Source organism: Pantoea sp. EA-12 (assembly GCF_030053355.1).
Taxonomy (GTDB): domain Bacteria; phylum Pseudomonadota; class Gammaproteobacteria; order Enterobacterales; family Enterobacteriaceae; genus Pantoea; species Pantoea vagans_C.
Genome location: NZ_JASGBY010000005.1, coordinates 293,121 through 306,515, shown reverse-complemented (window position 1 = coordinate 306,515; position 13,395 = coordinate 293,121). Strand labels below are relative to the sequence as shown.

General features: G+C 55.0%; 12 protein-coding genes and 1 riboswitch. Of the genes, 8 read left to right on the top strand and 4 right to left on the bottom strand.

Features of this window, described 5'->3' with window-relative positions; all coding sequences use genetic code 11:
* Window positions 1-11 precede the first annotated feature (11 nt).
* On the top strand, window positions 12-2,867 hold the full coding sequence (gene glnE / locus QMZ30_RS10335; RefSeq protein WP_283227284.1) for a bifunctional [glutamate--ammonia ligase]-adenylyl-L-tyrosine phosphorylase/[glutamate--ammonia-ligase] adenylyltransferase: 2,856 nt from the start codon (window positions 12-14) through the stop codon (window positions 2,865-2,867).
* Window positions 2,868-3,049: 182 nt separating this feature from the next.
* Window positions 3,050-4,474 carry a bifunctional D-glycero-beta-D-manno-heptose-7-phosphate kinase/D-glycero-beta-D-manno-heptose 1-phosphate adenylyltransferase HldE gene (gene hldE / locus QMZ30_RS10330; RefSeq protein ID WP_039328559.1) on the top strand — a complete coding sequence of 475 codons (1,425 nt, stop codon included), beginning with the start codon at window positions 3,050-3,052 and terminating at the stop codon, window positions 4,472-4,474.
* A 197-nt stretch (window positions 4,475-4,671) separates the two neighbouring features.
* Here hldE and ubiK read toward each other — a convergent pair whose 3' ends face one another.
* Window positions 4,672-4,977 carry a ubiquinone biosynthesis accessory factor UbiK gene (gene ubiK, locus QMZ30_RS10325; protein ID WP_034828368.1) on the bottom strand — a complete coding sequence of 102 codons (306 nt, stop codon included), beginning with the start codon at window positions 4,975-4,977 and terminating at the stop codon, window positions 4,672-4,674.
* A 171-nt stretch (window positions 4,978-5,148) separates the two neighbouring features.
* Window positions 5,149-5,298: riboswitch (FMN riboswitch) on the top strand.
* Between the two features lie 110 nt (window positions 5,299-5,408).
* Between ubiK and ribB the strand changes: the two genes are divergently transcribed.
* Together ribB and ygiD are read left to right on the top strand one after the other, a co-directional pair.
* Window positions 5,409-6,065 carry a 3,4-dihydroxy-2-butanone-4-phosphate synthase gene (gene ribB / locus QMZ30_RS10320; protein WP_283227283.1) on the top strand — a complete coding sequence of 219 codons (657 nt, stop codon included), beginning with the start codon at window positions 5,409-5,411 and terminating at the stop codon, window positions 6,063-6,065.
* Between the two features lie 321 nt (window positions 6,066-6,386).
* On the top strand, window positions 6,387-7,172 hold the full coding sequence (ygiD, locus tag QMZ30_RS10315) for a 4,5-DOPA-extradiol-dioxygenase (protein WP_283227282.1): 786 nt from the start codon (window positions 6,387-6,389) through the stop codon (window positions 7,170-7,172).
* 37 nt (window positions 7,173-7,209) lie between these two features.
* Here the strand turns inward: ygiD and QMZ30_RS10310 are convergent, their stop codons facing one another.
* From QMZ30_RS10310 to tolC, 3 genes are all read right to left on the bottom strand, one after another.
* On the bottom strand, window positions 7,210-8,373 hold the full coding sequence (locus QMZ30_RS10310) for a glutathionylspermidine synthase family protein (protein ID WP_039328568.1): 1,164 nt from the start codon (window positions 8,371-8,373) through the stop codon (window positions 7,210-7,212).
* 8 nt (window positions 8,374-8,381) lie between these two features.
* Window positions 8,382-9,074, bottom strand: a complete 693-nt coding sequence (locus QMZ30_RS10305; protein WP_283227281.1) for a DUF1190 family protein — start codon at window positions 9,072-9,074, stop codon at window positions 8,382-8,384.
* 133 nt (window positions 9,075-9,207) lie between these two features.
* Window positions 9,208-10,680, bottom strand: a complete 1,473-nt coding sequence (tolC, locus tag QMZ30_RS10300; RefSeq protein ID WP_039328571.1) for an outer membrane channel protein TolC — start codon at window positions 10,678-10,680, stop codon at window positions 9,208-9,210.
* 212 nt (window positions 10,681-10,892) lie between these two features.
* On the opposite strand from tolC, the gene nudF reads away from it, so the two are divergent.
* The 4 genes from nudF to yqiA are packed head-to-tail and all read left to right on the top strand — an operon-like array spanning window position 10,893 to window position 13,393.
* The gene (gene nudF / locus QMZ30_RS10295; RefSeq protein ID WP_283227321.1) at window positions 10,893-11,528 is read left to right on the top strand and encodes an ADP-ribose diphosphatase; all 636 of its coding nucleotides are present in this window, start codon (window positions 10,893-10,895) and stop codon (window positions 11,526-11,528) included.
* Entirely contained in the window at window positions 11,525-11,950 is a 426-nt protein-coding gene (locus tag QMZ30_RS10290) for a DUF1249 family protein (protein WP_058968800.1), read from the top strand. Before nudF ends, QMZ30_RS10290 begins: the two co-directional genes overlap by 4 nt.
* Window positions 11,951-11,980: 30 nt before the next feature.
* Complete coding sequence (gene cpdA / locus QMZ30_RS10285; protein WP_283227280.1) at window positions 11,981-12,808, top strand: 3',5'-cyclic-AMP phosphodiesterase; 828 nt, start codon at window positions 11,981-11,983, stop codon at window positions 12,806-12,808.
* A gap of 3 nt (window positions 12,809-12,811) precedes the next feature.
* Window positions 12,812-13,393 (top strand): esterase YqiA, encoded by a 582-nt coding sequence (gene yqiA, locus QMZ30_RS10280; protein WP_039328578.1) that lies wholly within the window; start codon window positions 12,812-12,814, stop codon window positions 13,391-13,393.
* Window positions 13,394-13,395: the final 2 nt, after the last annotated feature.

Here is a 13,395-nt window from a genome sequence, read left to right as displayed (position 1 = left end):
AGGGAGGGAAGATGTTGTTACCGTTACCGGCGCTGATGCAGGCGCAGTTAGCTATCGTGGCCGAGCGCCTTAATGTGCTGCCTTCGGCCTTTACGCCAGAACAGGCGGGAGCGCTGACCTTTAGTGACTTTATTGTTGATAACCTGCAGCAGCACCCGGAATGGTGGCAACAACTTCAGCAGCAACCACCGGTGTCGGATGAGTGGCAGAATTATTCGACCTGGCTGAAGGGTGCGCTGCAATCGGTGGAGAATGAAGCCTCGCTGATGCGCGAACTGCGTCTGTTCCGTCGCCATATGCTGGTGCGTATTGCATGGATGCAGGCGCTGCAACACGCCACGACTGAACAGAGCCTGACGCAACTCAGCACCCTGGCGGAGATTCTTATCGCTGCCGCGCGTGACTGGGTATGGCAGGACTGCAGCCGCGATTTTGGCACCCCGACCAATGACGCCGGCGAAGCGCAGCCGATGCTGATACTGGGCATGGGCAAGCTGGGTGGCGGCGAACTCAACTTCTCCTCTGATATCGATCTGATCTTTGCCTGGCCGGAAAACGGCGTAACCCAGGGTGGACGGCGTGAACTCGACAACGCGCAGTTCTTTACCCGCATGGGCCAACGCCTGATTAAGGTGCTGGATCAGCCCACCGTAGATGGTTTTGTCTATCGCGTGGATATGCGCCTGCGCCCCTTTGGTGACAGCGGCCCACTGGTGCTGAGCTTTGCAGCGCTGGAAGATTATTACCAGGAACAAGGCCGCGACTGGGAACGCTACGCGATGGTGAAAGCGCGGCTGATGGGCGACGATCACGGCCACTGGAGCCAGGAGCTGCAGCAAATGCTGCGTCCCTTCGTTTATCGTCGCTACATCGATTTCAGCGTGATTCAGTCGCTGCGTAACATGAAAGGCATGATCGCGCGTGAAGTGCGTCGTCGCGGCCTGAAAGACAACATCAAACTCGGGGCAGGCGGTATTCGCGAAACCGAGTTTATTGTGCAGGTATTCCAGTTGATTCGTGGTGGACGTGAGCGCTCACTACAACTCCGGTCCCTGTTACCTACGCTGAAGGCGATTGGTGAACTGGCATTATTGACCTCACAGCAAGTCGAGCATTTGCAAAATGCTTACCTGTTCCTGCGCCGCCTGGAAAACCTGCTGCAAAGCATCAATGACGAGCAGACGCAAACGCTGCCGGAAAACCCCCTCGATCGTCAGCGCCTGGCGTGGGCGATGGGCATGGCGGACTGGGATGCGCTGATGCAGCAACTTGAGCTGCAAATGGCGGGTGTGCGCAGTATCTTTGATGAACTGATTGGCGATGATGCGCCAGACGTCGACGACCAGCCGCAGCTGGCGGAATTTGCCGGCTTGTGGCAGGACACGCTGGAAGAGCGCGATTTAATTCCCGTGGTGCCGCAGCTGGATGAAGCGCAACGCCACGCGCTGTCTAACGCGCTGAACAGCTTCCGTCAGGACGTGGGTCGTCGCACCATTGGCCCGCGTGGCCGCCTTGCACTTGATCAATTGATGCCGCGTTTGCTCAGTGAAGTGTGTCCGCGCGAAGATGCGGATGTGGTGTTAGGGCGTCTGACACCGCTGCTGCTGGGCGTTTTAACCCGCAGTACCTATCTGGAACTGCTGACGGAGTATCATGGCGCGTTGCGTCATCTTATCCGCTTGTGCGCCGCCTCGCCGATGATCGCCAGCCAGCTGGCGCGCTATCCGCTGCTGCTGGATGAATTACTCGATCCCGCCACGCTGTATCAACCCACCGCGACCGATGCCTATCGTGATGAACTGCGTCAGTATCTGCTGCGCATTCCCACCGACGATGAAGAACAACAGCTGGAAGCACTGCGTCAGTTTAAGCAGGCGCAACATCTGCGCATCGCCGCGGCTGATATCGCAGAAACGCTGCCGGTGATGAAAGTGAGCGATCACTTAACCTGGCTGGCGGAAGCCATCATTGAATCGGTAGTTCAGCAAGCCTGGCAAATGATGGTGCAGCGTTATGGCCGCCCTTCGCATCTGACCAGCGACAATGAGCGTGGTTTTGCCGTGGTCGGCTACGGTAAACTGGGCGGCTGGGAATTGGGTTACAGTTCCGATCTGGATTTGGTGTTCCTGCACGACTGCCCGGATGATGCGGAGACAGACGGCGAGCGCGTCATTGATGGCCGCCAGTTCTACCTGCGTCTGGCTCAGCGCGTGATGCACCTGTTCAGCACGCGCACCTCGTCCGGTATTTTGTATGAAGTGGATGCACGTCTGCGTCCTTCTGGCGCAGCGGGAATGCTGGTCAGTACCTTTGCCGCCTTCGATGAATATCAGCGTAATGAAGCCTGGACCTGGGAACATCAGGCGCTGGTGCGCGCCCGCATTGTCTTTGGTGAGACCACACTGTGCGACAGATTCAATGAGATCCGTCGTGGCATTCTCTGCCTGCCGCGTGAGCGCAATACGCTGCAAAAAGAAGTGCGTGAGATGCGCGAGAAGATGCGTGCACATCTCAGCAACAAGCACAAAGGGCGCTGGGAAATTAAGACCGATGAAGGCGGGATAACCGATATTGAATTCATCGCGCAATATCTTGTCTTAAGCTACGCGGCCGAACAGCCCGCGTTGACGCGCTGGTCGGATAATGTGCGCATTTTTGAATTGATGGCGCGTCAGGACATTATGGAGGCAGAAGAAGCGCAGGCGCTGACTCATGCCTACGTGACATTGCGAGATGCCCTGCACCATTTGGCATTGCAGGAGCTTCCGGGGCATGTTGCGCCAGAGTCCTTTGCCGCCGAACGCGCTGCTGTACATCACAGCTGGCAGCGTTGGCTGGCCGCCACCGAATCTGATGGCGCGGAGTAGTCATTCACAAGCTAACCCGAGATAATTTGAGCTGTCTTAAGGTGGCAAGTGTGTAAATCCCTTGAGCTTACAAGGCTGGGGTAAACAGACGTAGCCAACGCACCATTGGCTCAAAGTATGACGGCTTTATGCTACTATCCGCGCAATATTTTGACTGAAGTACGAAGTCTGGAGTCTTTGGAATGAAAGTAACGCTGCCTGCTTTTGGCAAAGCCGCTGTGCTGGTTGTCGGCGATGTGATGTTAGATCGCTACTGGTATGGTCCTACAAGCCGCATTTCTCCGGAAGCGCCGGTGCCTGTGGTGAAAGTGGATACAATTGAAGAGCGCCCGGGCGGCGCAGCAAACGTGGCCATGAACATCGCTGCGCTGGGTGCGGTATCGCGTTTGATTGGCCTGACCGGTGAAGACGATGCGGCACGCGTACTGAGTGAAACACTGCAGAAGGTGAAGGTTGACTGCGATTTCGTTGCGGTGAAAAGCCACCCGACGATCACTAAACTGCGTGTGCTATCACGTAACCAGCAGTTAATCCGCCTCGATTTCGAAGAAGGTTTCGAACAGGTTGATCCACAGCCGATCCACGATCGTATGCGTCAGTCGCTGGCTCAGGCCGGTGCGCTGGTGCTATCAGACTACGCCAAAGGCGCGTTAAGCAGCGTCGAAACCATGATTCAACTGGCGCGTGAAGCCAAGGTTCCAGTGCTGATCGACCCGAAAGGCACCGACTTTGAACGCTATCGTGGCGCGACCTTGCTGACTCCAAATCTGTCTGAGTTCGAGGCGGTAGTCGGTAAGTGTAAAACGGTCGAAGAGATTGTCAGTCGTGGCATGCAGTTAATCGCTGACTATGACCTCTCTGCGCTGCTGGTCACTCGTTCAGAGAACGGCATGACCTTACTGCAACCGGGCAAAGCGCCATTGCACCTGCCAACACAAGCGCAGGAAGTGTATGACGTCACCGGTGCGGGCGATACGGTGATTGGCGTGCTGGCCGCGGTGCTGGCGGCGGGCGATAGCCTGGAAGAAGCCTGCTTCCTCGCCAATGCGGCAGCCGGTGTGGTTGTCGGTAAGCTGGGTACTTCGACTGTCAGCACGGTTGAGCTGGAAAATGCCATTCACGCGCGCCCGGACAGTGGATTTGGCGTAATGACCGAATCTGAGCTTAAAGCGGCCGTTGCTCAGGCGCGTCAGCGCGGTGAAAAAGTCGTGATGACCAATGGCGTGTTCGACATCCTGCACGCTGGCCACGTTTCCTACCTGGCGAATGCGCGCAAGCTGGGCGATCGTTTGATCGTTGCAGTGAACAGTGATGCTTCCACCAAACGTCTGAAAGGCGAAACCCGTCCGGTTAACCCACAGGAAAACCGCATGATCGTGCTGGGCGCACTGGAAGCGGTGGACTGGGTGGTGCTGTTTGAAGAGGACACGCCGCAGCGTTTGATCGCTGAAGTGCTCCCCGATCTGCTGGTGAAAGGGGGGGATTACAAACCGGAAGATATCGCGGGCAGCAAAGAAGTGTGGGCCAACGGCGGCGACGTGCGAGTGCTTAACTTTGAAGACGGTATTTCTACCACCAACATCATTAAAACCATCCGCAGTCATTGATACTGTCGGGGCGACCTTAAGGCCTGATTTTTGTCATTCAGGCGCATTCCGGTCGCCATAAATGGCAACCCTACGATGATCGTGCGCGGTTTCGTAGGGTGCGCATTTATGCGCACCGGCTTGAAAATGCCCTAAGCGGTATTAGAGCTTTCAGGCCGGCCGACGCTATTGCGCGCGTGCCAAGGCACGCCGCAACATCACTGTGGTGTATCGATTTTACCGGCTGGATCCGGTGTCACCACCGCAGGAGCCGGAGCGGCAGGGCTCTCACTCTCCAGTTTTGCCAGACGCTGTTCCAGTGCGGCCAGCTTCTCACGCGTACGCAGTAACACCTGCGTCTGCACATCAAATTCTTCCCGATTAACCAGATCCATGCGGGTTAATTGCGCCTGCAATACCTGACGAATTTTCTTTTCGACATCGTCGCCAAAGTCGCGAATGCCTTTCGGCATAGCTTCATGTACCTGGCGAGCCAGTTGTTCAATTTTTTTCGTGTCGATCATGGTAATTTCCTGGTTGCGGTGGCTGATAACAGCGCGTGTTCCGACTCAACAAAGGGTAAGTGTAATGCCTGAACCGAAAAGGTTAAACCTGAATTGCGCAACGCAGGAAATGCAAAAGCATTTGCACTTTTGGCGATTGCCCGTCCAGATGATTGGCGTTATAGTGACCTCGCTTATTCTCAGGGCGGGGCGAAATTCCCCACCGGCGGTAAATCAGCTTCGGCTGAAAGCCCGCGAGCGCTTTCGCTTCACTGTGAAAGGTCAGCAGATCCGGTGTAATTCCGGGGCCGACGGTTAGAGTCCGGATGGGAGAGGGTAACGACATCAGCCGGGCTCACGCCCGCGTCACGTTTTTGCCATGTGTTTTTTTGCGCACTCCTAAGCACGCCCTGGTTCTGGTAACTCATATATTTTTTATAAGGTTTTTTACCATGAATCAGACGCTTCTTTCTGAATTTGGCACGCCTGAACAGCGTGTAGAACGCGCCATCGATGCGCTGCGTAACGGTCGCGGTGTAATGGTGCTTGACGATGAAAATCGTGAAAACGAAGGCGACATGATCTTTGCCGCCGAAACCATGACCGTAGAGCAGATGGCGCTAACCATTCGTCACGGCAGCGGCATTGTCTGCCTGTGCATCACTGAAGAGCGCCGTCAGCAGTTGGATCTGCCAATGATGGTGGAAACCAATACCAGCTCTTATGGCACCGGCTTTACAGTGACCATCGAAGCGGCTGCGGGTGTGACAACTGGGGTATCTGCAGCAGACCGTATCACCACCATTCGCGCTGCGATTGCCGATGGTGCTAAACCAAGCGATCTCAATCGCCCGGGCCACGTCTTCCCACTGCGCGCCCTCGAAGGCGGTGTGCTTTCTCGTGGTGGTCACACGGAAGCCACGATCGATCTGGTCACACTGGCGGGATTCAAATCCGCTGGCGTGCTGTGTGAACTCACCAACGACGACGGCAGCATGGCGCATGCACCGGAAGCCATCGTGTTTGCTAAGCAACACGATATGCCGGTCGTGACCATTGAAGACCTGGTGGCTTACCGCCGCGAGCGCGAGACACGCCAAGCAAGCTAAACCTTGTCGGGGCCGCCCGCCGCCGCCTTCGGGCGCAGTTCAAAGGCGCGCCCCTACGAAGAACGGTTACTTCCGTCTTGGACTCGAACTTTAGGGGGCGAGCCCCCGGCAAATAACCGTAGCGGCGCGATTTATCGCGCGTGTCTAAAGCGGCAATACTGCTGACAGATACGCAATGAATTGCGCCGTCCATCATCATCCCACCTTCAAATTCTTATTCAAATTCCCTGACAGACATCATCACCGTTATCAGCGTTATTACCGGTAGAAAAGCGCGTATCGTAGCGATTAATAAAGCGACACTTCGTCAGAGGAACCCTCATGAGCCACAACCGAATGCCCGCCCTGTTTTTAGGTCACGGCAGCCCGATGAACGTACTGGAAGACAACCCTTATACCCGCGCATGGCAGCATTTGGGTACAACTTTGCCGCGTCCGCGCGCCATTCTGGCGGTGTCGGCACACTGGTACACTCGCGGTACCTCGGTGACGGCGATGAATAATCCGCGCACCATTCATGACTTCGGTGGTTTCCCGCAGGCGTTGTTTGACGTGCGTTACCCAGCGCCAGGATCACCCGAACTGGCGCAGGAAGTGATCGATCTGCTGGCACCGATTGACGTGCATGCCGATCACGATTGGGGATTTGATCACGGCTCATGGGGCGTATTAACCAAAATGTACCCGGACGCGGATATCCCAGTGGTGCAGTTGAGTATTGATGGTACCCAACCTGCTGAGTGGCACTTCGAGTTGGGCCGCAAACTGGCGACGCTGCGTGATGAAGGTGTGATGATCGTTGCCAGCGGTAACGTGGTGCACAATTTGCGTATGCTGCGCTGGCAAGGCGCGGCGACAGCCTATCCGTGGGCTGAAAGCTTCAATGAATATGTGCGTGAGAACCTGAATTTTGAAGGCGCAGTCGCGGATCACCCATTGGTGAATTACCTGCAGCACGAAGGTGCAGAGTTGTCGAACCCCACACCCGAGCACTATCTGCCGTTGCTGTATATCCTTGGTGCGCGTGCCGACGATGAATCTATTACGATTCCGATCGAAGGTATGGAGATGGGTGCGATCAGTATGATGTCTGTGCAGATCGGCTAACGCTCTGGCCGCCCAAGTGTTCCGGGCGGCGCAGCGATCATTCGATAAAGGTGTGCGGGTAGAAGCGAGACAGATCTTGGGTGATCAGGGCGCGATCTTCACGAATACCGATACCGGCTGGTTGATCATCAATCAGCCAGCTACCTATCAGCGTGTAGCTATCGCCAAATTTAGGCAGCGGATGGAACTGCTGAATAATCATCCCTTCTTCGCCATACGGGCCGTCAGCACGCGCGATTTCCTGGCCATTTTCGATGATGCGAATGTTGGCACCCTCACGAGAAAACAGCGGTTTCACCACGTACTTGTCCATCTGCGGGGCATTCTTGTCATCAGCAAAATAGGCGGGCAGCAAGTTAGGGTGATTCGGGAACATCTCCCACAGCAGGGGCAGCAGCGCTTTATTTGAGATGATGCTCTTCCACGCAGGCTCTAACCAGCGCACACCCGCATCGGCGAGCTTAGTGGAGAACACTTCGCGCAGCATGAACTCCCACGGATAGAGCTTGAACAGGTTGCTGATCACTTGATCCTGCGGATCGGTGAACTGTCCTCTCTCACCCAACCCAATCTCATCGATGTAGAGGAACTCGTTCGGCAGGCCCGCCTCGGTGGCGCAATCCTGCATATATTGCACCGTAGCACGATCCTCTTCGGTATCCTGGCAGCAGGCGAAGTGCAGCAGATTAAAACCATGCTCTTGATGCAGCACCGCGAAGCGCTCAATCAGCTTTTCCTGCAGGCTGTTGAACTGGTCACTGCCTTGCGGCAGGTTGCCTGCACGCACCTGATCTTCCAGCCAGATCCACTGGAAAAATGCCGCCTCATACAGCGAGGTGGGCGTATCGGCGTTATTCTCCAGCAGCTTGGCATCGCCTTTGCCATCCCAGGCTAAATCCAGGCGCGAATAGAGCGAAGGCTGGCGCAATTTCCAGGAATCACGTACGAAATCCCAGGTATGTTTCGGAATGCAGAAGCGGGTGAGCAGTTCATCACTGTTCACCACCTTCTCGACGGCCTGCAGGCACATCTGGTGCAGTTCGGCGGTGGTCTCTTCTAACTGCTCAACTTGCGCCAGCGTGAACTGGTAGTAAGCCTCTTCACACCAGTAAGGCTCGCCGTACATGGTGTGAAACTGGAAACCGTATTCGTTGGCCTTTTCACGCCAGTCCGGGCGTTCGCTGATGGCAATGCGTTGCATACTGCGGCTTAGCCTCCCATCGAACGGCTGCTGCCGGTGCTGCTACGATTGGTGCTGGTGGCATTACTGCGCTGCATGGTGTTTTGCTTCGCGACCGTTTCACCAAAGCCACCACGGGTAATCGTGGTGGTGGTCGCTGGTTTCGGTGCCATGGCGGTTTTCGGCACGTTCATGGTACGGCCTGAAGTGGCAGCACCGTAGTTTTTGCCTGAGGCATCAACGAACTGACCGTTGGCTGGGCTGTTCGGTGTTTTCGGTGAGAACAGCGGCTGCTGCGCGAAGCCTGCGCCACCGCCCATCAGACGGCCCATCATGTAACCGGCCATCAGTGGCATCCAGAAGCTACCGCTCTGCTGTGCTTCAGCATTGTTGGCAGTGGTACCAACGCCGGCCTGTGCTGGCGTCTGCTGGCACTGGTTCTCACCAAATTCCGCCACGCAATCTTCACGGGTAGCGTATTTTGGTGCAGTGCGCTCAGCTTCTTTCACTGCGTTGTTATACGCCGTGGTGCATTGTGCGCTCTGGCTTGGATTGGCTTTCGCACAATCATCCGCATTTTGATACAGCGAGACTGTTTCATCGCTCTGTTCGCAGCCTGCCAGCATAAACACCGCGGTCACCGCGAGTGCAACCGGCGTTAAGTGGCGAGCCTGCCAGCTTTTACGAAAAGCGGCATGACGAATATTTTTAGTCCGTTTCATTTTGTTTCATCCTGTGCCCAAAGGTGTGGCTTAGGATAGGTGATGAGTGGTGGAAAATGAAGCGAGAAGCCGGAAGGCTGGGGGATCTTTACGTAGTTATACGTTAAGGGGCCGCAAGCGACCCCTTAACAGATTAATTACCGAATGGATTTCCACTGCTGTGAGCGGCTGCCGGACGGGTTTTCGCTGCGGCTGAAGCGGTAGTGGCTTTTGGACCATTATCCACGCGTGAAGCCTGCTGGCTGTTTTCCGGGGCAACCACTTCAGGTGCGGTGGTCACTTCTTTACCCAGCGAGCTGTTCAGCACCTGCAAATCCTGCTCGTTCAGCGTACCCAGCGCATATTTAATATTCAGCTGGTTAATCAGATAGCTGTAACGTGCATCAGAGAGCTGCTGTTTGGCGTTGAACAGCGTGGTGGTCGCATCCAACACATCAACGATAGTACGCGTACCTACCTGATAGCCAGCTTCCATCGCATCCAGTGAGCTCTGGGCAGACACAACGGCCTGTTTGTAAGCATCGATACTACTGATAGAGGCGTTGACGTTATTGAAGGATGAACGCACGGTCTGGATGGCGCTGCGATGCGCACCTTCCAACTGTTCGCTGGCGGCAACAAAATTATATTGCGCCTGCTTCACCTGAGAGGTCACCGAACCACCGCTGTACAGCGGCAGTGAGAAGCTCAGACCAACCTGGTTGGATCCCGTGATGGAATCGGTGGTACCTGAGCTCTGATTCGCACGGCTGCCGCCATATTTGCTGTTAGACATGCCCGTTGAAGCGGTCAGATCCAGCGTTGGCATATGGCCAGATTCAGCAGAGCGAATCTGTTCACGCGCCAGATCCTGGCTCAAACGAGCAGATAACAGATTGAGGTTACGGCTTTCAGCCTGCTTCAGCAGTGTTGCTACTGCATCTGGACGGGCAGTTTTGAAGCGATCGATGTTCAGTGATGCCAGTGCCAGATAATCCATGCCGGTGATCTGGCGCAGAGATTCCACCGCGTTATCGAGGTTGTTACGCGCCGTCACTTCGTTGGCCAGCACGCTGTCATATTGCGCACGGGCGTTCTGCACATCGGTAATGGCAACCAGTCCAACGTTAAAACGCTGAGTGGTTTGATCCAGTTCACGGTAGATCGACTGTTTCTGCGCTTCTGTGTAAGAAAGGGTATCAATCGCCTTCAACACGTTGAAATACGCGGTTGCAGTGTTCAGGATCAAATCCTGTTGGGCAACCTGATAGGTGACGTCCTGAATCCCGGCTGTTTTTTCCTGCAGCGACAGAGCGCGCCATTTCGACATGTCGAAAATAGTTTGAGTTAATTGCAGAGAAGCACTGGTCGTGTTGGAATGGAGACCGCTGCTGTCACGGTAACCGTTGTTATAGGTGTAATCTGCGCCTAAACCCAGCTGTGGTAATAAAGGACTACGCGCTTCGTTAATTTTCTCAAAGGCTGCATCGCGGTCAGCGGCTGAAGCACGCAGATCCGGGTTGCTAAGGCGCGCCTGCTGGTAAACCTGCAACAGGTTTTCTGCCTGGCTGGCAAGGCTAAATCCGCCCAGGCTCAACCCAATAAAAAGTGGGAGCAGTTTTTTCATTTGCATTCCTTTTGTTGCAGCAAATTGCACTGGTAGTGCTGCAGGTAAGCCAAAAAATAATCGCCGATTCTACAGAGGCGGCGTCAGAGATAAGTTGGCTGAACGTGCCTTCTTCCCCTAATTTACGTAAATAATTCAGAAAGAACCACTCGGACGGAGCACAAGGGTTGGCTTTTCTTCGCTCCATCCCAATCTGCATAAGGAGCCAGATGATGGCGGGTGAAAAAAAATCCCCTGTGACTTTCACAAAAAACGATGTAGAAATTATTGCACGTGAAACACGTTACGATGGTTTTTTTTCCATCGTCAGCTACCGTTTCCGTCACCGCCGCTTTAACGGCGATATGAGTGGTGAAGTGGTGCGTGAAGTTTTTGAGCGCGGACACGCCGCCGTGCTGTTACCCTATGATCCCAAACGCGATGAAGTGGTATTGATCGAACAGATCCGTATCCCGGCTTTTGATTCCAGCCCAACGCCCTGGCTGCTGGAGATGGTGGCCGGTATCATTGAACCGGGCGAAACCCCAGAAGATGTCGCGCGACGTGAGGCGGTAGAAGAAGCAGGCCTCAAGGTGGGGCGCATTAAACCGATAGTGAATTACTTAGCCAGCCCGGGCGGAACGTCTGAACGTTTGTCGGTGCTGGTGGGCGAAGTGGATGCCAGCCTGGCAGAAGGAAATCACGGGCTGGAGGAAGAGAATGAGGATATTCTTGTCCATGTGGTGAGCCGCGAACAGGCTTATCGCTGGGTGGAAGAGGGGATTATTGATAACGCGGCATCTGTCATCGCCCTGCAATGGCTGGCGTTGCACCATGAGAAACTACGACAAGAGTGGAAGCTAAAATGAAACAGCGCTATACCCCTGACTTTCCCGAAATGATGCGTCTGTGCGAAACCAATTTCGCCCAGCTGCGTCGCCTGCTGCCGCGAAATGACGAGGCAGGCGCGTCGGTGATCTATCAGGTGAACGGCGCCAGTTATCAGCTCACCATCCAGGAGTCGACGCGTTATACCACGCTGGTGGAGGTTCGCCAGGTGGCCCCTGCGGTCAGTTACTGGAGCCTGCCATCGATGTCGGTGCGGCTCTACCATGATGCGATGGTCGCTGAAGTGTGTTCCACTCAGCAGATCTATCGTTTCAAAGCGCGCTATGATTATCCTAATAAAAAACTGCATCAGCGCGATGAAAAACATCAGATCAACCAGTTCCTTGCCGATTGGTTGCGATATTGTCTGGCGCACGGTGCTGTGGCCGTGCCGGTTTGCTGATAACAATGGCGTGGAGATAAAGGAAACGCTTTGGATAGCCTGCTCACTCTTCCTGCGGCAAATGGGGCCGATATCAGGATTTTACAAATCACGGATACCCATCTTTTTGCAGGAAAACATCAATCGCTGCTTGGGGTAAACACCTGGTCGAGTTTTGATGCGGTGCTGGACGCCATCACGGCACAACAGCACGATTACGATCTGATTATCGCCACTGGCGATCTCGCCCAGGATCACACCGTCGAAGCTTATCAACACTTCGTAGCGGGTATTACACGCCTGCCGAAGCCGTGCGTCTGGCTGCCGGGAAATCACGATTTTCAACCTGCCATGGTCGATACGCTGGCCGAAGCGGGTATCGCCTCTGACAAACATGTTTTGCTGGGGGAGCACTGGCAGTTGGTGTTGCTGGATAGCCAGGTGTTTGGCGTACCGCATGGCATGCTAAGTGAATACCAGCTGGAATGGCTGGACATCGCGCTGCGCAAACATCCGGAGCGTCACACGCTGGTACTGTTGCACCATCATCCGCTGGCATCAGGGTGCACCTGGCTGGATCAGCATAGCCTGCGTAATCCGCATCAGTTAGAAGCGGTGTTGCAACACTTCCCGCGTGCACGAAACCTGGTTTGTGGCCACATCCATCAGGAACTGGATCTCGACTGGCATGGTCGCCGCGTGCTGGCTTCACCGTCGACCTGCGTGCAGTTCAAACCGCACTGCACCAGCTTCACCATTGATAATGTCGCGCCGGGCTGGCGCTGGTTAACGCTGAAAGCAGATGGCGTGCTGGAAACCGAAGTGAACCGTCTGCAAAGTGATATGTTCCGCCCTGACCTTGATTCCGAGGGATACTAAACGATGGCGGCGCTGATCTATCTGCATGGATTCAACAGTTCACCGCAATCGGCCAAAGCCACACAACTGCAACAGTGGGTACATGAGCACCATCCCCACCTCAATGTGCTGGTGCCGCAACTGCCCACGTTTCCGGCAGAAGCGGCCAGCATGCTGGAAGAGTTGGTGATGCAGTATGCAGGTGAACCGCTGGGTTTAGTAGGATCCTCTCTCGGCGGTTACTTCGCCACCTGGCTGTCGCAATGTTTTATGCTGCCTGCGGTGGTGGTCAATCCTGCCGTGCGGCCGTTTGAACTGCTGGTGGATTATCTCGGTGAAAACCGGAATCCCTACACTGGCCAGCAATATGTGTTAGAGTCTCGCCACATTTACGATCTGAAAGTTATGCAGATTGACCCGCTTGAAGCGCCCGATTTACTCTGGTTGCTGCAACAAACTGGCGATGAGGTGCTCGACTACCGCCAGGCGCTGGAATATTACAGCGCGTGCCGCCAGACGGTCGAAGAAGGCGGCAATCATGCCTATATCGGATTCGAACGCCATTTTGCGCAGATGATTGATTTCCTGGGATTAAATGCTCCCTGATT